General features: G+C 68.1%; 19 protein-coding genes and 2 pseudogenes. 6 read left to right on the top strand and 15 right to left on the bottom strand.

Annotation, left to right across the window (positions count from 1 at the left end):
* Positions 1 to 35: 35 nt before the first annotated feature.
* The 4 genes and pseudogenes from ACFYXC_RS35760 to ACFYXC_RS35745 form a co-directional block, all read right to left on the bottom strand.
* Complete coding sequence (locus tag ACFYXC_RS35760; protein WP_389556622.1) at positions 36 to 1,382, bottom strand: aminomethyl transferase family protein; 1,347 nt, start codon at positions 1,380 to 1,382, stop codon at positions 36 to 38.
* A 183-nt stretch (positions 1,383 to 1,565) separates the two neighbouring features.
* Positions 1,566 to 2,492, bottom strand: a complete 927-nt coding sequence (gene folP, locus ACFYXC_RS35755; protein WP_389556620.1) for a dihydropteroate synthase — start codon at positions 2,490 to 2,492, stop codon at positions 1,566 to 1,568.
* Positions 2,493 to 2,564: 72 nt separating this feature from the next.
* Positions 2,565 to 2,948 carry an Lrp/AsnC ligand binding domain-containing protein gene (locus ACFYXC_RS35750; RefSeq protein ID WP_389556618.1) on the bottom strand — a complete coding sequence of 128 codons (384 nt, stop codon included), beginning with the start codon at positions 2,946 to 2,948 and terminating at the stop codon, positions 2,565 to 2,567.
* A 113-nt stretch (positions 2,949 to 3,061) separates the two neighbouring features.
* Positions 3,062 to 3,503 (bottom strand): annotated as a pseudogene (locus ACFYXC_RS35745) (ATP-binding protein); the annotation flags it as partial.
* A 139-nt stretch (positions 3,504 to 3,642) separates the two neighbouring features.
* Between ACFYXC_RS35745 and ACFYXC_RS35740 the strand changes: the two are divergent.
* Positions 3,643 to 4,557, top strand: coding sequence for a LacI family DNA-binding transcriptional regulator (locus ACFYXC_RS35740; RefSeq protein ID WP_389556617.1), 915 nt, complete (start codon positions 3,643 to 3,645; stop codon positions 4,555 to 4,557).
* Positions 4,558 to 4,914: 357 nt separating this feature from the next.
* Here the strand turns inward: ACFYXC_RS35740 and ACFYXC_RS35735 are convergent, their stop codons facing one another.
* From ACFYXC_RS35735 to ACFYXC_RS35710, 6 genes and pseudogenes are all read right to left on the bottom strand, one after another.
* Positions 4,915 to 5,802, bottom strand: a complete 888-nt coding sequence (locus tag ACFYXC_RS35735; protein ID WP_389556615.1) for an aminoglycoside phosphotransferase family protein — start codon at positions 5,800 to 5,802, stop codon at positions 4,915 to 4,917.
* Positions 5,803 to 5,832: 30 nt separating this feature from the next.
* Positions 5,833 to 6,025, bottom strand: a pseudogene (locus ACFYXC_RS35730) (hypothetical protein); the annotation flags it as partial.
* A gap of 202 nt (positions 6,026 to 6,227) precedes the next feature.
* Complete coding sequence (locus ACFYXC_RS35725; protein WP_389556613.1) at positions 6,228 to 7,034, bottom strand: HpcH/HpaI aldolase/citrate lyase family protein; 807 nt, start codon at positions 7,032 to 7,034, stop codon at positions 6,228 to 6,230.
* Positions 7,019 to 7,804 carry a 2-oxo-hepta-3-ene-1,7-dioate hydratase gene (locus tag ACFYXC_RS35720; protein ID WP_389556611.1) on the bottom strand — a complete coding sequence of 262 codons (786 nt, stop codon included), beginning with the start codon at positions 7,802 to 7,804 and terminating at the stop codon, positions 7,019 to 7,021. Before ACFYXC_RS35720 ends, ACFYXC_RS35725 begins: the two co-directional genes overlap by 16 nt.
* Positions 7,805 to 7,806: 2 nt before the next feature.
* Positions 7,807 to 8,508: a GntR family transcriptional regulator gene (locus tag ACFYXC_RS35715; protein ID WP_389556610.1), complete on the bottom strand. Its 702-nt coding sequence runs from the start codon at positions 8,506 to 8,508 to the stop codon at positions 7,807 to 7,809.
* A complete protein-coding gene (locus ACFYXC_RS35710; protein ID WP_389556608.1) occupies positions 8,505 to 9,245 on the bottom strand; it encodes a hypothetical protein in 741 nt (246 codons plus the stop codon). The genes ACFYXC_RS35715 and ACFYXC_RS35710 overlap by 4 nt, the downstream gene beginning before the upstream one ends.
* A gap of 50 nt (positions 9,246 to 9,295) precedes the next feature.
* Here ACFYXC_RS35710 and ACFYXC_RS35705 point away from each other — a divergent pair, with 50 nt between their 5' ends.
* Positions 9,296 to 9,955, top strand: a complete 660-nt coding sequence (locus ACFYXC_RS35705) for a GntR family transcriptional regulator (RefSeq protein WP_389556606.1) — start codon at positions 9,296 to 9,298, stop codon at positions 9,953 to 9,955.
* 12 nt (positions 9,956 to 9,967) lie between these two features.
* Here the strand turns inward: ACFYXC_RS35705 and ACFYXC_RS35700 are convergent, their stop codons facing one another.
* The 5 genes from ACFYXC_RS35700 to ACFYXC_RS35680 form a co-directional block, all read right to left on the bottom strand.
* Positions 9,968 to 11,293: a DUF3500 domain-containing protein gene (locus ACFYXC_RS35700; RefSeq protein WP_389556605.1), complete on the bottom strand. Its 1,326-nt coding sequence runs from the start codon at positions 11,291 to 11,293 to the stop codon at positions 9,968 to 9,970.
* Between the two features lie 24 nt (positions 11,294 to 11,317).
* Positions 11,318 to 12,364 (bottom strand): amidohydrolase family protein, encoded by a 1,047-nt coding sequence (locus ACFYXC_RS35695; protein WP_389556603.1) that lies wholly within the window; start codon positions 12,362 to 12,364, stop codon positions 11,318 to 11,320.
* On the bottom strand, positions 12,361 to 13,983 hold the full coding sequence (locus ACFYXC_RS35690) for a sugar ABC transporter ATP-binding protein (RefSeq protein ID WP_389556601.1): 1,623 nt from the start codon (positions 13,981 to 13,983) through the stop codon (positions 12,361 to 12,363). Before ACFYXC_RS35690 ends, ACFYXC_RS35695 begins: the two co-directional genes overlap by 4 nt.
* A complete protein-coding gene (locus ACFYXC_RS35685; RefSeq protein ID WP_389556599.1) occupies positions 13,980 to 15,137 on the bottom strand; it encodes a sugar ABC transporter substrate-binding protein in 1,158 nt (385 codons plus the stop codon). The genes ACFYXC_RS35690 and ACFYXC_RS35685 overlap by 4 nt, the downstream gene beginning before the upstream one ends.
* Positions 15,138 to 15,211: 74 nt before the next feature.
* Positions 15,212 to 16,255: an ABC transporter permease gene (locus ACFYXC_RS35680; RefSeq protein ID WP_389556598.1), complete on the bottom strand. Its 1,044-nt coding sequence runs from the start codon at positions 16,253 to 16,255 to the stop codon at positions 15,212 to 15,214.
* 204 nt (positions 16,256 to 16,459) lie between these two features.
* On the opposite strand from ACFYXC_RS35680, the gene ACFYXC_RS35675 reads away from it, so the two are divergent.
* From ACFYXC_RS35675 to ACFYXC_RS35660, 4 genes are read left to right on the top strand one after another with little or no spacing between them, the layout of a single operon-like run.
* A complete protein-coding gene (locus ACFYXC_RS35675) occupies positions 16,460 to 17,206 on the top strand; it encodes a dienelactone hydrolase family protein (RefSeq protein ID WP_389556596.1) in 747 nt (248 codons plus the stop codon).
* A 38-nt stretch (positions 17,207 to 17,244) separates the two neighbouring features.
* Positions 17,245 to 18,540: an FAD-dependent monooxygenase gene (locus ACFYXC_RS35670; RefSeq protein WP_389556595.1), complete on the top strand. Its 1,296-nt coding sequence runs from the start codon at positions 17,245 to 17,247 to the stop codon at positions 18,538 to 18,540.
* Positions 18,537 to 19,007 (top strand): nuclear transport factor 2 family protein, encoded by a 471-nt coding sequence (locus ACFYXC_RS35665; protein WP_389556593.1) that lies wholly within the window; start codon positions 18,537 to 18,539, stop codon positions 19,005 to 19,007. The genes ACFYXC_RS35670 and ACFYXC_RS35665 overlap by 4 nt, the downstream gene beginning before the upstream one ends.
* Complete coding sequence (locus ACFYXC_RS35660; RefSeq protein ID WP_389556592.1) at positions 19,004 to 19,855, top strand: fumarylacetoacetate hydrolase family protein; 852 nt, start codon at positions 19,004 to 19,006, stop codon at positions 19,853 to 19,855. Before ACFYXC_RS35665 ends, ACFYXC_RS35660 begins: the two co-directional genes overlap by 4 nt.
* Position 19,856 lies beyond the last annotated feature (1 nt).

The following is a 19,856-nucleotide window of genomic DNA, read 5'->3' as shown; positions in this document are numbered from 1 at the left end:
GTCCGGCCGGCCTGAACACCTGCTGCCGGTTCCGGTCAGGCGTCGCGTCGGTAGTCGGTGCGGGCGTGCCGGTCGAACGGGCTGGGCTGGACAGTGGCGCGGATGCGGGGGAACCCGAGGTCGGCCTCGGGCTCAGTACCTTGTCCGGGGTGCTCGCCCCAGACCACGCTCACCTCGGTGCCGGGAGCGGCGTGCGCGGCGTCGATCAGAGTCAGGGACAGCACGGTGCCGACCGGGTCGATGGCCGCGGTCTGCATGGTGACGCCGGCCAGACCGGCGGAGGTCTCCACCCGGTGGCGGCCGTAACTAAGGACGAAGCCGGGGTCCGCTCCCCCGCCGATCACCCGGCGCACGTCGTCCGGGTCGAAGACGAGGGTGACCTTCTTGCGCAGGTTCCCGCTCTCCCTGGCCTTGAGAAGAGCATCCCGGCCGTGGAACTCGTGCCCGAAGTGGATCATCTTCCCGTAGCCCAGCTCAAACGGGGAGACGTAGTAGTCCTCGATGTTCTTGGAGTAGTAGCTGCCGTTGAGCGGACGCTTGCCCTCGATGCCGAACAGCGGGAGCCAGGCGCGGTACTCGGCCAGCTCGGGGTCGGTGTAGATGCCGGGGACCGGCGAGGGAATCCAGCCGCTCTCCACGCTCGGCGTCGCGTACGCCAGCGCGCCGACCTGGATCAGGCCGAGCGGCTCCCCGGCCTTCACGAACGCCTCGTGCACGTACGCGGCATGCTCCCACGGGCCGATGAACTCGTAGCCAGCCTGGCCGGCCATGCCGTGCCGCAGCGCCTTGAAGGCGCGGCCGTCCAGGGTCACCGGTGTGGAGTGGAAGAATTTGGTCTGCGGGATCGGGCCGCCGAAGACCTTCCCGATGAGTTCGAGGGCGAGTGGTCCCTGGATCTGGTAGCGGAACAGCTTCGGGTCGCCACCGCCGGGCCGGAACGCGGAGGACGGGTCGGTGACGAAGGAGACGTCATAGCCAGCCTTCTCCGCGTGGTACTGCACCCAGTGCTGGCATGCCGGGACACCGCTGAGCACGTAGGCGTTCTCGGCCTCCCGGGAGAGGATTCCGTCGGTGACGATGTGACCCCGGCTGGTCACCGGCACGTACTGCTTGGCCTGGCCGACCGCGAACTTCTCGAAGTTGTTCGCGCCGTACTCGGCCAGCACCCGGGTGGCGTCCGGGCCCTCGATCCACAGGTCGAACATGTGGTGCGACAGGTTCAGCAGCGCCACGCCCTCGTGCCAGGCGCGCTGCTCGGTACGCCAGCCCGCGTACTCACGGTCCACCACCTCGGGCGTCCAGGGCTCGGCTCCCGGCTGCCACAGCAGGTCGACGGGCGAGCCGGCCTTGTCGATGCCGTCCTGAAGACTGGGGGTTGTCATGCGGCTCCTACTTTCACGGTGGTTGAGTCCCGGTTGACTGCGACCGGCAATTGCCACGGTCGAGCGGCCATTTGCTCGGCCTTGCCCTCAAACGAGGCGGGACACGGGAATTCGTTCCTGAACTAGAACGATCTAGCGCAAGCTAGCAGCAGGGTGTAACCGATGGCCAGAGCCGTGCGCGAACTACTGCGCCGAGGCGTCAGCGGTCCCGTCAGACGTCGCGCGGGCGAGGCCCACGCCGGTCCATGCCGCCGCCATGCAGACGGCATGCAGGCTGGAACGGATATCGTGCACCCGCACGCACGCTGCCCCGGCCGCCGCCGCCAGCGCGGACACCGCGGCCGTCGCGGCGCCCCGCCCCCCGGGCCCTGGGGGACTGTTCGACCAGCCACTCAAGGCAGCCCCGATGAAACGCTTCCTCGACGCCCCCACCAGCACCGGGAAACCCGCGGACCGTACGGTGTGCAGACGAGCAAGGAGCTGCCAGTCGTGGTCGGCGTGCTTGGCGAAGCCCAAGCCCTGGTCGAGAAGGATGCGCGAGGGGTCGATCCCGGCCGTGGTGAGCACCGCCACCCGGTCCAAGAGTTCGGCAATGACCTCGCCGACCACGTCCCCATAGATGGCGTGCCGCTCCATCTCACGGCTGGGCACACGCCAGTGCGTGACGACGTAGGGGACGCCGGCCGCGGCGACGGTGGCCGCCATCTCCGAGTCGGCCAGGCCACCGCTGACGTCATTGACCAGGCACGCCCCTGCTTCGACCGCGGCGTGCGCAACCTCGGCGTGCATGGTGTCGACACTGACGGGCACCCCCGCGCCCGCTAGTTCCCGCACTACGGGCACGACCCTGGCCAGTTCCTCCTCGACTCCGACCGGATCGGCTCCCGGTCGGGTGGATTCACCGCCCACGTCGACGAGGTCGGCTCCTTCCGCGGCCATCCGCAGACCGTGCCGGACAGCCTGGCCCGGGTCCGAGTACCGGCCACCATCGGAGAAGGAGTCGGGTGTCACATTGAGGATTCCCATTACCAGGCATCGGCCGGGCTGCGGGAGACCGTTAGGAAGCCGCGGGAGCGGCTGCACTACGGCAGGGGAAACCGTGTCGATCATGGCCGGAAAGCCTCCTCCGCCCGCAAGCCGCAGGCCGGCGCGCCGGATAGCTGAATCGATATGGCAAACACGTTACAACAGCGAGCTAAATCGTTCTAGCCCATGTCGTCTACCGGTTACCAGGCTGGGGCTGATGCATGGTGGTGACAGCATTCCTGGCTGTCCGCGAACCCGCGCCGGCAGATACCATCGATGGCGGCGCACGGGAGAGCCCTCACCACAGCGACGGGGTTCGTATGTGAGGGCCTTCACCTGCCGGAGGGTGGGCACGGTCTCGATGGCGCGGACACCCCGTATCGAGCCGGCCCGGTCGGTCAGGTAGGCCAACAGTTCCTCCGTGGTGCGGCACAGCACCGAGACGACGACGTTGGCCTCACCGCTGACCACCGCGGCGAACCGCACTTCGCGATGGCCGGCGAGGACTTGTCCGACCGAGCGGAGCCGTGTCGGTTCCACTCTCAGCCACAGGACCGCCTCGGTTCCGCGCCCGAACGGTCATGTCGAGGATGCTGATGGCGCCGACACCTTCCTCCCGCCGGGCGAGGACCCGGTGTCGTGATCGCAGCCGGTCAAGCCACGTCGTTCTCTCGCTCGATGGCCTTGAGCCGGTTCTTCAGCCGGTAGCTGGGGCCGTTGATGGAGATGGCCTCGCAGTCGTGGAGGAGACGGGAGGATGGCGGTGGCGAGGACTTCGTCACCGAACACCTGTCCCCATTCGCTGAAGGTCTTGTTCGAGGTCAGGATGATCGAACCCTTCTCGTAGCGCTTCGAGATCACCTGAAAGACCAGGTTCGCCTCCGCCCGTTCGAGGGGTTGGTAGCCGACCTCATCGACGACGAGGACGCTGGGCCGCAGGTAGGTGCCGAGCTTGTTCAGGAGCCGTCCAGCGGCTTTGAGGTTGCGGACCATGTCGTCGAGGCTGGTGAAGTAGATCGAGTAGCCGGCCCGGCAGGCCGCGAGAGCGACAGCGATGTGTGTCTTGCCGACCCTGGACGGCCCGAGCAGCGCAGCGGCGCCCACGCCCAGCAGTGCCTGTGGTGGCCGGTGCACCGGGTGTCGGCCGAGGATCCTAGAATGGCTGTGCGCCGACCCGCAGGGCGAACGGTGTGCCGACCGCATCGGAGCAGGGGTGATGGGCAGTTCCGGAAGAGTGACGCTGAACGATGTGGCGGCGGCCAGCGGTGTGTCCCGCGCCACGGTGAGCTTCGTCCTGAACGACGACCCCCACCAGACGATCTCCGCCACGACCCGGGACCGGGTCAAGCAAGCTGCCCGGGAACTGGGCTACGTACCGCACGGAGTCGCCCGTGCCCTGCGCGAGGGCTCCTCCCGCGTCGTCGTCCTGAACATCGACGCCGGTATGGAGGGTCACTACTCCCGGAGCTACATCCAGGGCCTGGACGCCGAACTCGCCGCCCACGATCATGTGCTGCTCGTCCGGCACGGTCGCCACACCCCGCAGTCGACCCAGCAGATCCTGGACGTCATAGCGCCCCGCGCGGTCATCCGCTTCGGCGAGACCTACCTCACCGGCCGCGAACTGGACGACCTTGGCGGCGGCTGGCGCGACGGCCTCGCCGCCCACGCGGCAATGCAACTGCGCCACCTGGTGGAGCACGGTCACACCGTCGTCGCCATGGCCCTGCCCGACACCGAGTCCCCGCTGGCCGCGACCCGGCTGAAGTTCACCGGGCACGCCGCACGCAATCTCGGTATCCAGGTCCCCCGCACCTTCGTCACACCGCCCGAGCGCTCCGCCTGCGCCGAAGCCGTACAGGCGTTCCTGACAGGCGCTCCCGAGGTGACCGCCATCGCCGGCTTCAACGACGACGTCGCCCTGCGCACTCTCATGGCCCTGCTCGACCTCGGCCACCGCGTGCCGGACGATGTGGCCGTCATCGGCTTCGACGACAACGGCTACGGCGCCTACACGACCCCCGGACTGACCACCGTCCACGTCGACGCCGAGGCCCACGGCCGGCTCAGCGCCCGCCTCGCCCTGAACCTCGGCATGGACGGCCTGCGCCCGCCGCCCGCGCGAATCGTCGTCCGCGAATCGGTCTGACCTGCTCCTTCGCCACATGTTGCCGTCCCGGACACGACCGCAAGTCCGTGATGCGCACCCGGCGCGGGCACGACGGCGCGTCGTGCCTACCGAGATCCGGCAGTGCCTTGGCCGGGGTGTCGACGGGTGCTGTGAGCAGGACCCGGATTCCGGCCCTGCGTCTCCCGCCAGGTCCCGGGCCTCGCCAGCCGTGTTGCGTGCTTCACCGAGCGGTTGTCCTCCAGTGCTGTGACCGCATAGGTTCGCCGGGTTGTTGGCGGCCTGGCCTACGACGCCTGCTTCCATGCAGATCGTGCGCACCGTCCGGTCCACGTCCAGAGGCCGACGGGGCGAGCGGGCTAGCCCCCCGGCAGGCGACTACGCCGTGAGGCGGTCCGCTTCGGCCAGCAGCAGATCGCCAAAGGGCTGAAAGCCAATACTGCAGGCGTAGACGCCGCTGACGACTCGGTGGATAGTTCCCCATTCCCAGATGGCGGTGGCATCCACACCCGTGCGGGAAGCCAGTTGCTCAGTCCGCGCCCAGAGGTCATCGCCGAGGTCTGGGTTGCAACGCACGATTGTGCCGAGATCGCACGCCGGTTCGGCCCGCAGTCCGGCTGGATCGATGAGTTTGTAGCTGCCGTCACTCGCCTGCAGGGCGTTCATCTCGTGGATATCACCGTGGACCAGAACCGCAGACCGATCGTCGTGGGCAAGGCGACGACGGTTCATGCAATTCAGCGCGTCCGCCACAGCGGCCGGCGAACACGGTCGCCCCGCCTGCTCCCATAGTTCTGGCAGCCGATCGGCGTACTGCTCAGCCAACTTCGCACCGGTTGGAAGGTCAATGTCGGGACCGATCGGACGCCACAGGCGAACCGCCACTTCGCACAGCAACTTGTGGCGGTTTGCAGGGTCGGCAACGATGTCGTCCATCGGAGCCCCAAGGCGCTCCAGCAGAAGGGCTTGTCGACCTGCGTCTTCGCCCAACAGCTTGGCGCATCCCCTTCCGTTCGCCAGGCGCAACACCATGGCCTCCTGACCGATATCCCGACCTGGCACACCGATCTTGAGGACCGCCGGAGTTCCGTCAACAAGAGTCGCCTCGACGACCAGGGCGGCGTGACCGCCCACGAAGCTGGACCCGATCATCAGAGACCACGTCTGGGCCAGCGAGTCGACCACGCCTGGCAGCTCGTCCAGCCAGGATTCGTTCCCGTCGGCTATGACCGTCTTGCGGACCTGGTCAGGAATGCCGAGGCTCATGCCGCCGACCGAGAGCCGTGATCGTATGGTTCACCGGATTGGTTCAGGCTGCTGTCTTGAGGGGCGCTCGCCCCAGCGAATGCCTTTCTCACTGCGGATGCGGGCGCGTTCCTTGCGTTCGGCGGCCAAAATGTTGCGGTGGCGGGCGTTGGCGTTGCGCCAGCGCAGGTAGGCGTGCAGGGCCTGGGTCTGCACGGTGGTTGAGGTAATTGGAGTTGGCGATGCAGCCAAACTGTTGGCGGCACCCCTCTTGTCGAGGCGGGCTCGGTGAAGCCGGTCAGTGACTCGCCGGCGAACACCACGGCGACGGACGCGGCTTGACGTCGATGACCTCGAGGTGGCGAGGCGGCCGGCGGCGCGGGCCACCGGGGCGGCCTTCGCCTCGGGAACGGTCTGCGTTCGGGGGGCAGTCAAGGGGTGCTCCTTTACTTGCCGGTGCGGCCCGGGCCGGACGCGCCGATGAACCGCTCGGCCAGGGCGTCGGAGCCTTGGGCGAGCAGGGTGACGTCGGCGCCGACGAGGACGAACGACGCGCCGTCATCGAGGTAGGCTGAGGCCACGGCCGGATCGAAGGCGTTGACGCCGACGGGTTTGCCGGCGCCGCGGACCGCCTCAAAGGCCCGCCCAACGGCGGCCACCACATCGGGGTGGGTCTGCTGGCCGATCAGGCCCATCGACGCGGCGAGGTCGGACGGACCGACGAAGACACCGTCGATGCCGTCGACCGCGGCGATCTCGGCGGCGTTCTGAACTCCGGTGACCGACTCGATCTGGACGAAGAGCGAGACGTGGTCGTCGGCGTCGGCCAGGTAGCCGTCGACGCGGTTCCAGCGGGCGGACCGGGCGAGGGCCGATCCGATGCCGCGGTCGCCGCGCGGCGGGTAGCGCACGGCACGTACGGCCGCCGCGGCCTGCTCCGCGGTGTCGATCATCGGCAGCAGGATGTTCTGGGCACCGAGGTCGAGGATCTGTTTGATCATGATCGGCAGCAGGCCGGGCGCGCGGACCAGCGGTCTGACCGAGTAGGCGGCGACCGCCTGGAGCTGCGTGAGCACCGACTCGAGCTGGTTGGGACTGTGCTCCATGTCTATGAGCAACCAGTCCAGGCCGCTGCCCGCGCAGATCTCGGCGACGAGCGGACTGCCGCTACACACCCACATGCCGATCAGAGGGCGGTCGGAGGCGGCGAGCGCCTCGCGGAAAGTCGCGGGGAGGTTCACCGGAAGCTGCACGAGACCGTTCCCATCGTTCCGTAGTCGCACAGCACCGAGTCGCCGCGCGACACCCACAGGGGCCGGGTAAAGGACCCAGCCAGGATCAACTCCCCGGCGCTGAGCGCGGTGCCGTGCTGGTGGAGTTTGTTCGCGAGCCACGCGACGCCCGTGGCGGGGTGGTTGAGCACGCCGGCGGCGACGCCGGTCTCCTCGATCGTCTCATTGCGGTAGAGCAGCGCGGAGATCCAGCGGAGGTCAACCGCTTCGGGTGCGACGGGAGTGCCGCCGAGCACCAGGCCACCGTAGGCGGCGTTGTCGGCGATGGTGTCGACGATCGTGCGCCCCTCGAGTTCGAGGTGGGAGTTGAGGATCTCCAGCGCCGGGACGACGTACTCCGTCGCGCGGAGCACGTCGAAGATCGTGCAGTGCGGGCCCTCTAGCGGCGACTTGAGCAGAAAAGCGAGCTCAACCTCGACGCGAACGTTGGAGAAGACGTCGAACGGCACCACCGCGCCGTTCTCCCAGACGGTGTCGTCGAACATCACACCGTAGTCCGGCTCGGAGATGCCCGTCGCCGCCTGCATCGCCTTGGACGTCAGGCCGATCTTGCGGCCGACGAGGCGGCGGCCGGCCGCGATCCGCTGGTCACGCCAGAGCCCCTGGATAGCGTACGAGTCCTCGACCGTTGCCTCGGGGTGCCGGGCGGTGATGCGCGGTAGCACGGCGCGGTCGGTGTGTGCTCGTTCGAGTTCGGCGGCGAGGGCGGCGAGGGTCTGCTCGGGAAGCATCGTCAGGTTCCTTGGTCGGCGCGGTCGTTGCGGTGGGGGCCGTGAGTACCGTGGCTGCGAAAGGCGTCGAGAGAGCCAGCTCGATGCTGGCGCACGGCCTGTTCGATCCGGTCGGGCGTCCCGTCCCCCTCGATGAGGTCGAGCAGGTCGTCGTGTTCGCACACTGACTCTTGGGGTCGGTGGGGCACGAACCCGAAGATCGAGTCGCGCAGGTGGCCCAGCCGGGACCACTCCGCCTCCACCATCTCGAGGAGCCGCGGATTGGGGCACCTGGAGTAGAGGGCGTGGTGGAATTCCTGGTTGAGCGCGGTGAAGCGCCGGAAGTCGAAGTCGCCGAGCTGCGCGCGCATCGCCGCGTTGAGTTCCCGGGCATGTGCCAGGTCCCGCCGGGTGAGGTGTGGCGTCGCAAGCGCCGTCGCCGCGCTCTCCAGCACGGTGATGACCTCCATCGCGTGGATGTAACGGTCCGGGTCGACCATGGCCACGCTCGCGCCGACGTTGCGCTCGAAGGTCACCAGACCCTCGGCCGTGAGGTGGCTGATGGCCTCGCGGACCGGTACCACGCTCATGCCGAGCTGGTTCGCCAGCGTCGACAGGACGAGGCGGTAGCCAGGGTTGAACGCCCCCGACGTGACCCGCTCACGGATCCACTCGTAGGCGACCTGTGACTTGCTCGTGGCCGGCGCCGGCTTGGTCCGGGTCACGAGGCGGTCCGCGATGTGTCCGACGGGGCGGAGCGGTCCGCGTCGTACCTCGCCCGCCACTCGGTGTTCATCGGAAAGAGCCCTTCGACGGGGTGTCCGGCGGCGACCTGCCGCGCGATCCAGCCGTCCTCTTCCTCCTGGGCGATCGTGGCATCGGCGATCTCCTCCGCGATCCCCGGCGGGATCACGACGACCCCGTCGGCGTCGCCGACGAGGATGTCGCCCGGCTGCACGGTGGCACCCCCGCACGCGATGGTGAGGTCGGTGTCCCAGGGGACGTGCTTGCGGCCGAGCACGGCCGGGTGCGGGCCCACCGTGAAAACGGGAATGCCGACGGCGGCGACGGCTTCGCAGTCGCGTACACCGCCGTCGGTCACGATGGCCGCGGCACCACGGGCATGGGCACGGATCGCAAGGACGTCGCCGAGCGTGGCCGAGCCCTTCTCGCCGCGCGCCTCGATGACGAGTACCTCGCCCTCCTCCACAGAGTCGAAGGCGCGCTTTTGCGCGTTGTAGCCGCCGCCATGGCTTTTGAAAAGATCTTCGCGGAAGGGAACGAAGCGCAATGTCCGGGCCCTGCCGACGAACTTCTGCCCCGTGACCAAGGGGTGGACGCCGTCGACGAAGACGCCCTCGATGCCCTTGCGGCGCAGTTGGGCCGAGAGTCCGGCGACGGGTGCCGCCGCGAGCTTCGCCCGCAGCTCCGAGGTCAGGGGAGGGTCGGGTGTGGTGTTCAAGGAAGGTCTCACTCCAACATCGTGTACGGAATTGTGGTTGGATTTGCGGCATGGCGAGCAAGACCGAACAGGCATTCGTGATTCTCAAGGAACGGATTATGAACGGCACTTACGGCCCCGGACACCGCCTGGTCATCGACCAGTTGGTGCGCGAGCACGGCATCAGCTCGGTGCCGTGGCGCGAGTCGCTGCGCCGACTCGAGGCCGAGGGCTGGGTGGAGATCGTGCCCAACGTCGGCGCACTTGTGGCGACGTTCGACACCGACGCGTGGCAGCGGGGCCTGCAGATCGTGGCTCGCCTCGGCGGTTACGCGACGGCGCTGTCGGCGCCCCACCTGACCGAGGCTGACCTGACGGCGGCCCACACAATGGACCGGCAGATGAAGGAGGCGCTGGCCAGCTTCGATCCGGCCCGCTTCGGCCGGCTCAACCGGGAGTTCCACCAGCTGCTCGCGTGCCGCTGTCCCGACCGTCGCCTCGTCGACATCGTCGACAACGAGTGGGCCCGGCTCGAGATCGTCCGCAGGTCGGCCTTCTGGTACGCCCCCGGCCGTGCCCAGGCCGCCATCGCAGAGCATGAGGGCATTCTCGAGCTGATCGAGTCCGGCGCGTCGGCCGAGGCCATCGAGGCTGCCGCGAAGCAGCACGAGATCAACACCATCGAGGCGGTCACGAAGTACGAGGCCACCCTTCCCGACCAGCGGATCTGAACCGGGCACCGATCACTCCCCCCGCTCGCGCCACCGTGCGACGAGCGCCTTGGCGTAGTCGTTGCCGTTGGGGTGACGCAGCGTCGTATGCACGTGGAAGCGCGCGGGCAGCTTGTTGGTCAACCACACCCCGGCGTGGTCGTCGAACTCGGCGATCAGCACCGGGCTGTGCACCCGGAAATAGAATGGCTGCGAACCGTCCGTCGCGCCGTACCAGCAGAACCACGTCTCGTCGATATGCGCGTCGTACTCCGTCAGGGCGAGTTCGCGCTGCCCTTCGGCCAGCAGGTGCAGGAAGTCGGCGACGACGCGGCGGAGCAGGCCGCGCTGGGCGTCGTCGAGCTCCCCCGCGGTGATCCCCTCATAGGGGATCACTCGGTTGTCACGGAAGGCGCCCGCGACGTGCCGCTCGTCGGCAGGATGCAGTCTTCCCTCCGGCATCGCCGGGTCGAGAACAGACCTGTAGACGACGGCGCGGACACGCTGGTCGTCCGTCAGGGAGCTGGCCAGTTCGAGGGCGAGTCGCTCGCGCTCGGCGAAGAGCGGCTCGTGAGCGCTGCCCTCGTCGTCCATCAGCGCCGGCTCCCCTCCGAGGAAGACTGGCGCGATGACGTGCCGGCTTCCCACGGAGACGAAGTTGAGGGCCACGTGGTGGCCGAAGAGCTGCCAGCCCCACGGCTCGCCCCGCGCACCCCTGGACGGGTCGCCGAAGACCGAGAACCAGTAGCTGTGCCGGTTCATGATCGTGGGCAGGTCGACCAACTCCCCGAGGTGGCCATTGAGCTCCATCGCGCCCGAGACCTGGGCGTAGCCCTCGGTGCTCAGCGACGCGCGGAGGATGTCGTGGATCGCTGACGTCTTGTCGTCGGTGAGCACCTCCATCCGCAGCCCCACGCGGTAGACCACGAACTCGGGGTTGCTCCACGCCCGCCACTGCGGTGCGTCGATGTCATGACGCACCGCGTCGAGCTCACCGGGAGTGAGCATCCCGAGGAAGCGACAGGCCGTCTCGGAGGGCTTGTCGGCGGTGTCCGACGGCGGGGTGCCCGGCAGGGCGTAGAGCCCTTCGCGCACCACGCCGTCGGAGGTGACCCCGACGAACGGCTCCCGGTAGAGGCCGTCCCAGTAGGAGAGGAGATCACGGAGGAAGGGCGCCTGGTAGCGGTTCTGGGCGAACTCCTCGTAGGTCATCCCGCGGACCTCGGTGAGCTTGGGGTCGTCGAGGTCGAGCAGGAAGGTGCGGTAGCTCTGGTCGGTGAGCTCGACCGCCTCCTCACGGCCCGCCGTGCGGGCGGTCGTGAAGAAGCCGTCGATGTCCTCGTCAGGTGCGGCGCTCATGATCTCGCTCTGTTCGGAGGCGGGTCAGATCGGGAGGTTGAACATCTTCTTGGCGTTGCCGTACAGCACCGCCTCACGGTCGGCGTCGCTGATGTCGAGTTCGTTCTTGATGAACTCGATGCCCTGGCTCATCCATGAGCGGAAGACGGGGAAGGAGGAACCGAACATGTAGTGGTCGGCGCCGTTGATCTGCAGGGCCGCCTCGATCTGGACCTTGCCCCAGGAATGCGGGTGGGTGAGGTCGAAGAAGATGTTGTTCTGGAGGTACTGCCTGATCTTGTCGCCACCGGTCGAGGACAGGCGCTGCATCGACTCGCCGGCCTTGGGGGCGCGCGGGGTGAGCAGAGCGGTGGCCGCGAACCAGTTGCCGCCGAGCATGGTGTGGGTGCACTTGAGGTCGGGGAACTCGTCGAACATGCCGCTGAAGAGTTCGCGGCCGACCGCGATGCCCTGATCGATGATGCGGCCGTACTCACGGCGGAAGTTCTGGTAGTCGATGACCGACTTCCACTCCACCGGCAGCGGCGTGTGGTGGACGATGACCGGGACCTTCTTGTCGTTGAGCACCTTGAGGTAGGGCTTGAAAGCTTCGTCGTCGAGGTAGAGCTGGCCGTAGTGGCAGGCGAGCTGGACGCCCACGGCGCCGTTGTCGAGGCAGCGTTCGAGCTCGTAGATGTTCTCCTTGCCGCCCCACGGCGGGACGCAGGCGGTGGAGAAGAGGCGGCCGTTCGACTCGGCGACGATCTTCGCGGCGTTGTCGTTGACCGCCTTGCAGGTCTCCAGGCCAAGCCACTCCTGCCAGACGGGGACGCGCATGATGCCGTAGTCAACGCCGGCGTCGTCCATCGCCTTCAGCTTGGCCTCGGTCGAGTAGTCGCCCTCGATGTAGTTGAGGTTGGGGTAGCCCTTCGGCTTCTCCAGAACCAGTTGCTTCTTGCCGTCCTCCATGGTGACGACGCTGGCGATCTCGCCGAAGCCGCGGGGAGCGCTGTTGAGGAAGCCGTTGAGGATCTTCTCGTTGGTGAAGAGGTCCTCGGGCAAGTGGTGGATGTTGATGTCGACGACAGTCATGACACTCCTTGCGAATTGCGCTCGCGCAGTTTGGTGCGCGAGCTGCTGGTGTAGATGGCCTGGACAATGCCGTCCGGGGTGAGCTCACCTGTGAGTTCTCGCCCGACGACGCCTTCTTCGAAGACGAGGACGCGGTCGCACAGCAGCGTGAGTTCGTTCTCGTCGGAGCCGGCGACAAGAACAGCGCGACCCTCGCGGGCGGCCTCACGGACCGCCTCCACGATGGTCTTGCGCGCCCCCACGTCGACGGCCTGGGTGGGTTCGTGGAGCACCAGCAGCGACGGGTCGGTCGCCAGCCACTTGGCCAGCAGCACCTTCTGCTGGTTGCCGCCACTCAGGTTCTTGAGCACCGCGTGGGGCCACGGAGGCCGCACGTCGAGACGCTCGATCCATTGGGCCGCGCGCCCCTTCTCGTCCTCCCCGGCGAGCGGCCGCACCTTGCCGGAGAGGCCGACCGTGCATGTCTGCGGGAACGAGATGTTCTCCGTCACGGTCATAGCGCCGCAGAGTCCCGCTGCCTCCCGGCTCTCCGGGACGAGCGCGATGCCGTTCCTGATTGCCGCGGCGGGCGACAGGCTCTTGAGCGCCACCTGTCCTGCGGGCAGGGTCACGGTGCCGCCTTCCGCCTTGGTGACGCCGCTGATCAGGTAGGGGACGTCGTCGTAACCCGAGCCGCTGAGGCCGGTGACACCGACGATCTCGCCGGGCCGGATGGACAGGGACAGTTCTCGGACGTTGCGCCCGGCGAGGCCGTCGACCACGACGGGGGCGGCGTCGCTTTCCGTGCCCTTGGCCGTGCGGCGCTCCAGGCCCTCGACCTCGCGCCCGAGCATGAGGTGGGCGAGGTCGGACTTGGTCATGCCCTCGACCTCCTGGCCGGCCACGACGATCTCACCGTCGCGGAGCACGGTAACCCGGTCGGCGGCTTCGACGACCTCCTCCAGGCGGTGCGTGATGAGCAGGGCCGAGGTGCCGGTGGCAACGATGCGGTCGAGCAGGCCGTAGAACCGCTCGAGCGACTCGCGGCCGAGGGCGCGGGTGGACTCGTCGAAGATGATGACCCCACCACCGTCCTTGAGGTCCTGCACCGCACGGGCGATCGCGACGACCGCCTTCTCGTCCTCGTGTAGGTCCGCGACCTTTGCATCGAGCGGGATCCTGCGCGGACCGAGCCGCTCGAAGACGGCCTGGGTCGCCGCGGCCTCGGCCTTCCAGTCGATGCGGCGCAGGAAGCGGGAGCCCTTGAACCGGCCGAGCCGGGTGTTCTCCAGCACGGTGGCGTCCGGCATGAGGCCGAGGCTCTGGTGCACGCCGGCGACGCCGGCGGCGCGGGACTCGTCGGGCCGGATCGGGAGTCGCAGGTCGACGCCGTCGACCATGACACGGCTGCCGGCATCGGGGGTGTAGAGGCCGGTGAGGATCTTGGCGAGGGTGGACTTGCCGCACCCGTTCTGCCCGATGAGGGCATGGATCTCTCCGGGCCGCACGTCCATGGTGACGTCGCGCAGCACCGTGGCGCTGCCGAAGGTCATGCCGACCTTCTCGACGGTGAGCCGGGGGACCGGCTGGAGGACGTCCTCCCCTGCCGGTACCGGTGCCGGGTGGTGCGGCCCGCTCACGCGACACCCCAGAGCTTCTTGAAGTCGTCGGTGAAGGTCTCCGGGCCGAACCACTCGCCGGAGAGCTCGGCCTCCTCGGTCAGATCGACGTCGCCGATGTTGTCCTTGGTGAACAGACGGGTCGGGATGCTGTACTCCGGCACCGGCTTGCCGAGGATCAGGCGCAGCGCCGCGTCGGTGTTGACCCAGCCCTGGAAGGCCGCGGCCTGGGCGGTGGCGGCCGCCAGCGAGCCGGACTTGACGGCCTTCATACCGCCGAGGGAGATGGAACCGGTAACGACCTTGATGTCCGTGCGCGACGCTTGCTGGACACCGCCCTGAGTGGGCTGCAGGTACTGCTCGAACTGGGAGTCGACGTAGTTGATGGCCGGGTTCTTGAGCAGCGCGGCGCTGGTGGAGGAGGGAATGAGCGCGAAGTTGGAGGACGTGACCTTGTTGACCGTCAGCTTGCAGTCAGGACAGCTCTTCGACAGCGCGGCCTTGCCGTCGGCGACGTAGCTGGCGGGTGACGGGCCGTCCGAACTCTGGTTGACCAGGATGTTGGCCTTGCCCTTGGAATCCGAGACGATCCAGTCGAAGAGGCGGACCTGCTGCTCGCCGCCGGGAACCGGCACCCAGGTGAGCGTCTTGGAGGCCGGGTGCGCCGGGTCGGGCACCTGATTGCTGATGACGACCGGGATGCCCGCCTTCTGCGCGGCCTCAAGGCCGTTGCCCGCCAGCCCATACGGGATGGCATCCGCGACGATGGCCGCGGCCTTGGCGTCCGTCGCCTGGCCTATGCAGCCGCCGATGTCGGTCGGCGTGCCCTTGCCGTCGCAAACCTGGACACGCATGCCTACGGCCTCGGCGGCGGCGGTGACGGTCTTCTCGGTGGTGGTGAACTGAGGAGCCTGCTTGGTGATGGGGATGTAGAAGATCGTTTTACCGGCGACGGAGTCGACGCCGCCGAGCTTCTCCGTCGGGACGGGGTAGGAGTCCAGCAGCTTCATCGCGGTGGCCAGCTTGTCGTCGGCGGGCGAGGTGGAGCCGCCGACGGACCCGGTCTTCTCGGAGTCGCCGCCGCAGGCGGCGAGGGAACCGGCGAGGAGGGCGATGCTTCCGGCTGCGACCCAGGTGCGGGCGCGCCGCCGGATGACGGGACGTGCAGGGCTCATGGCAAAACTCCGTTGTCTGCTGTGAGTAAGGCGGTGGCGAGGTGGAGCTGATCCGGAGAGCGGCCGGCGGGTGATCAGCGCGAGCGGCTGCGCAGCACGGTCGAGATGGTGACGGCGACGACGAGGACGCCGCCGTAGAAGACGCTCGTGACCCACGAGGTCGCTCCCAGGAGCTGGAGCCCGAGTACGCCGGTCCCCAGGAAGAAGACGGCGATGAGGGTGCCGATCGGGTTGAACCGCCCCGGCTGCAGGATCGCCGTGCCGAGGAAGGTCGCCGCGAAGATCGGCAGCAGGTAACTCTGCGACACGTTGGGGTCGAAGCCGCCCGTGGCTGCGGCGGAGAGCACGCCTCCTACGCCGGCGATGAGGCCGCCGGCCGTGAAGGCCCCGATGCGCAGCCGGGTCACGCGCACACCGGCGAGCCGGCTGACCTCACGGCTCTCGCCGACGAACCGCATGTTGCGGCCCAGCGGCGTGAAGTGCAGGACGTAGGCGAACCCGAGCATCAGTGCCAGCCCGTAGAAGAAGCTGATCGGGAGGCCGGCCACCGGCAGGAGCGCGATGTCCTTGAAGTCTGTCGGAAGACCGCCGACCGGCATCAGGTCGGACACCCACAGCGCGATCCCCAAAAGGAAGGTGCCCATGCCAAGCGTCACGACGATGGTGTTGACACCGACCTTGACCACCAGCCAGCCGTTCACGGCGCCGACCACGGTGGACAGGACGATCGAGGCGAGCACCGCGGCCCCCACGCTCCACCCGTGGTTGACGTGCAGGATGGTCAGCAGGATGGCGGAGAGCCCAAAGTTGGAGGCGATCGACATGTCGACGAACTCGCCGACGACAATTGTGCAGAGCAGGGCGGCGGTCAGGAAGACGAGCGCCGACTGGTTCTGACTGCCGAAGATCACCTTGAGGCTGCCCGACGTCAGGAAGGTGTCGGGGCGCAAGACCGCGAAGAGGACTGCGAGCCCTATCCAGACGCCGACGACGGCGAAGCGGGAGGCGAAGTGGGCCGATCCGCCGCTGCGCCTGGCGGGCACGGTGGAGTCGGGAGCCGGTGCGGGCGGTGAGGGTACGCCGGTGGTCGGCCCGGCAGCCGTGGGCATCTCGGACATGGGATCGTGCGGCTCCCTGACTGGAATGAATGGGTTGCGACACCGATCATCTTCAGGATCGTGTGCGAAACCATATAAGTAATCGGCTATAACACAAGACCTTAGGCACCGAAAATCGTGGTTGAAATCGTACATGATTTCCTCTACGGTTCCGGATCACCATGTGCCGCACACCACATGCACCCTCGGAAAGGCAGAGATACGGTGACCCAGGCAGCTAGCCGTGACGTCGAGTACCAGCACGACGGGACCCGCCTGCTGGGCCTGGTCGTGGCACCTCGGGGCGCAGCGGCCGACAACTCCTCCGCCGCCGCGGTCCTGCTCCTTCACGACGCCTTCGGCATCAGCGACGAGATGACCACCACCGCGGCGCGGCTCGCCGACGCCGGACACCCGGTGCTCCTGGCCGACATATGGGGCGAGCGCGCCACGCCCGCATCCGACACCGAGATCGGGCCACTGATCGGTGCCATGGTCCAGGACCACTCCCGGTGGCTGGGGCGCGTCGCCGCCGCCCACGCTGCGCTCGACGCGCAGCCCGAATTGGCCGGCCGTCCGCTGGCCCTGCTCGGCTACTGCTTCGGCGGCTCCTCGGCGCTCGAGTACCTCCGCACCGGGGCCCAGGTGGCCGGCGTCGCCGCAGTGCATCCCGGGCTCGACCTGCTCGACGACGACTGGAGCAGACCGGGGTCGGGCTCGGTGCTGCTAATGATCGGCGCCGACGACCCGATGGCGACCCCAGCCATGTGCCGTCGGCTCGGGGACCACCTCGACGCTGCTGGTCTCGACCACCAGCTCCATCTCTACAGCGGCACCACCCATGCCTTCACCAGCCCGAGGGCCGCCCACTCCCCCAAGCCCGCACTGTTCGCCCACAACGCGCGCAGCGCAGCCCGCGCCTGGGCGGCTACCACCAGCTTCCTCGCCGAGCTCTCCGCTCCGGCCTCCTGACCCACGCAACCCTCCCCTCCCACGACGAGGACACCCACATGACCACCGATCTCGACATTGCGATCATCGGCGCCGGCCCGGCCGGCCTGCTCACCGCACTCCGCTTGCACCGCGAGGGCTTCCGGCCGACCGTCTACGAGGTCGTTCCCGAGCTCAAGCCGCTCGGCGTCGGCGTCGACATCAAGACCGTCGGCACCGCCGAGATCGACGGCCTCGGCCTGCTCGAGGAGTTCCGCGCGATCTCCGTCGACGCGGAAGACTCGATCTTCTACAACCACTTCGGCCAGGAGATCTACGCCGAGAAGTGCGGCGTGCACATGGGCTACCTGCACGAACAGCGCTTCGTACACCGCGGCACCCTGCAGATGCTGTTCTACAAGGCCGCACTCGAGCGGCTCGGCGCGGACGCGTTCCACCTCGGCGCCGGTGTCACGGGCTACTCGCAGGACGAGTCAGGCGTGATCCTTGACCTGCGGCACGCCGACGGCCGCACCGAGCAGGTGCGCCACGCGGCGGTGATCGCGGCCGACGGCATCAAGTCCGCCATCCGCCAGCAGATGTTCCCCCGCCTCGCTCAGCCGCACTTCTCCGGCATCACCATGTGGCGCGGCACCACGGTCATGGAGCCCTTCCGCAACGGCCACACGATCCTGCACATCGGCGACCCGAACATCGCCTCGATGATCGTCTATCCCATCGCCGACGACTTCGAGGGCAGTGGCAAGACGCTGGTGAACTGGGTCGCCGAGACCAACGGCGAGGAGAGCATCGAGGACTGGAACCAGATCGGCGACATCAGCGAGGTCATCCCGCTCTTCGACACCGTGAAGCTGCCCTTCCTCGACGTGCAGCGGATGATGCGCGAGGCCCGCGAGGTCTACCTCTTCCCCCTGATCCGCCACGACCCGCTCGACAACTGGGTCGACGGCCGGGTCGTCCTGCTCGGCGACGCCGCCCACGCGATGTACCCACGCGGCGGCAACGGCATCACCCAGGCGATGCTCGACGCCCGCGTCGTCGCGCAGAAGCTTGCCGAGACCCCAGACGACCCGCACGCTGCCTTCGTCGCCTACGACGCGGCACGCCGCGAGGGCGTCAACCGGATTGTGATGAACATGCGCGGCGAGGGCTACGAGGTCGTCCGCCGCATGGTCGCCGAGCGCACGGGAGGCGCCTCTTTCCGGGACATCGAGGAGGTGCTCCCGCTTGCGGAGGCCGACGAGATCTTCAGCAAGTACCACGCGCTGGTCGGCTCGCCCCGTCCGGGCTTCGAGGCCGGTGAGGCGACGGGCTACCGCACCAACGACCTCGAAGAGTACGGAGCCACGGCATGAGCGTCGCCCCGGTCGTCCTGGCCGACGAGGCGACACGCGCGGCGATCATCGAGGTGGAGGAGCGGCGTCAGCGGGCCCTGCTGGAGGTCGACCTCGGCACGTTGCGCGACCTGTACGACGACTCGCTGATCCACACCCATGCGCCCGGCCTGACCCACACCAAGGCTCAGCTCCTGGAGCATGTCGCCACCCGGGCTCCCTACAAGGGCGCCGCGCGGGGCGAGCTCACCATCCGTTTGATCGGGGACGTCGCGATCATGACGGGCCGTCTGATCAACCGCCTCGGCAGTCCGGACGGCTCCGAGCGCACGGTCGCCGGCCAGGTGATCCAGGTGCTGCGGCGTTGTGAGGACGGCGCATGGCGTTTCGTGAGCTTCCAGATGACTCCGGACGGCGAGCACGTGTGGACACCCACCGCCGAGGAGAAGGCCGGCCTCGACACGATCACTCAGGAGGAGCAGAAATGAAGATCGCGCGCTTCCACACCCCCGACGGGCCGACGCGGCTGGGCCGTGTCGACGGCGACCGGGTCACCGATATCTCCGAGGTCGTCGGCGGCACGTCGCTGCGGTCGATCCTGCCCCTGCTGCCCTCGCTGAAGCAAGAGATTCTCGCGGCCGGCGGGCCCTCGCACACGCTGGCCGGCGTGATCCTTGAGGCCCCGATCGACAACCCGCAGAAGTACCTCGGCATCGGCATGAACTACAAGGAGCACGCCGAGGAGGCGCGCGCGGCGGGCATCCCGATACCGGAGAACCAGATGTGGTTCAACAAGCAGGTGTCCTGCATCGTCGGTCCCTACGACGGCATTGTGAAACCCGACCTCTCGGATGCCTTGGACTACGAGATCGAGCTCGGCGTGGTGATCGGCCGGCGCTGCAAGCATGTGTCCGTCGAGGACGCCCGCTCGGTCATCGCCGGGTACCTCGTCGCCAACGACGTGTCGGTCCGCGACTGGCTGCAGAAGAAGTCGCCGACGTTCACTCTCGGCAAGTCGTTCGACAGCCACGGCCCGATCGGCCCGTGGCTGACCACCGACGACGAGATCACCGACCCGCACAACCTGCGGATGACCCTCAGCGTCAACGACGAGGTCCGCCAGGACTGGCCGACGAACGACATGGTCTACGACATCTACGAGCAGATCGCCTACCTCTCACAGGTCTTTACCCTCATGCCCGGCGACATCCTTGCCACCGGCACGCCCGCGGGCATCGGTGCGATGCAGGACAGATTCCTCAAGATCGGCGACGTCGTCCGCGCGGAGATCCAGGGCCTTGGCCACATCGAGAACCGCGTCATCGCCGAGGGCTGAG

Source organism: Streptomyces sp. NPDC002701 (genome assembly GCF_042889045.1).
Lineage (GTDB): Bacteria > Actinomycetota > Actinomycetes > Streptomycetales > Streptomycetaceae > Streptomyces.
The sequence above is the reverse complement of the archived record's forward strand: the minus strand, read 5'-3'. Positions and strand labels throughout refer to the sequence as shown.

Excerpts from the sequence above, each read along its gene's own strand:
- ACFYXC_RS35680 (WP_389556598.1), bottom strand. The coding sequence starts at position 16,255 with ATGTCCGAGATGCCCACGGCTGCCGGGCCGACCACCGGCGTACCCTCA.
- folP (WP_389556620.1), bottom strand. The coding sequence starts at position 2,492 with ATGATCGACACGGTTTCCCCTGCCGTAGTGCAGCCGCTCCCGCGGCTT.
- ACFYXC_RS35665 (WP_389556593.1), top strand. The coding sequence starts at position 18,537 with ATGAGCGTCGCCCCGGTCGTCCTGGCCGACGAGGCGACACGCGCGGCG.
- ACFYXC_RS35660 (WP_389556592.1), top strand. The coding sequence starts at position 19,004 with ATGAAGATCGCGCGCTTCCACACCCCCGACGGGCCGACGCGGCTGGGC.
- ACFYXC_RS35670 (WP_389556595.1), top strand. The coding sequence starts at position 17,245 with ATGACCACCGATCTCGACATTGCGATCATCGGCGCCGGCCCGGCCGGC.
- ACFYXC_RS35760 (WP_389556622.1), bottom strand. The coding sequence starts at position 1,382 with ATGACAACCCCCAGTCTTCAGGACGGCATCGACAAGGCCGGCTCGCCC.
- ACFYXC_RS35705 (WP_389556606.1), top strand. The coding sequence starts at position 9,296 with ATGGCGAGCAAGACCGAACAGGCATTCGTGATTCTCAAGGAACGGATT.
- ACFYXC_RS35685 (WP_389556599.1), bottom strand. The coding sequence starts at position 15,137 with ATGAGCCCTGCACGTCCCGTCATCCGGCGGCGCGCCCGCACCTGGGTC.
- ACFYXC_RS35700 (WP_389556605.1), bottom strand. The coding sequence starts at position 11,293 with ATGAGCGCCGCACCTGACGAGGACATCGACGGCTTCTTCACGACCGCC.
- ACFYXC_RS35735 (WP_389556615.1), bottom strand. The coding sequence starts at position 5,802 with ATGAGCCTCGGCATTCCTGACCAGGTCCGCAAGACGGTCATAGCCGAC.
- ACFYXC_RS35695 (WP_389556603.1), bottom strand. The coding sequence starts at position 12,364 with ATGACTGTCGTCGACATCAACATCCACCACTTGCCCGAGGACCTCTTC.
- ACFYXC_RS35720 (WP_389556611.1), bottom strand. The coding sequence starts at position 7,804 with ATGCTTCCCGAGCAGACCCTCGCCGCCCTCGCCGCCGAACTCGAACGA.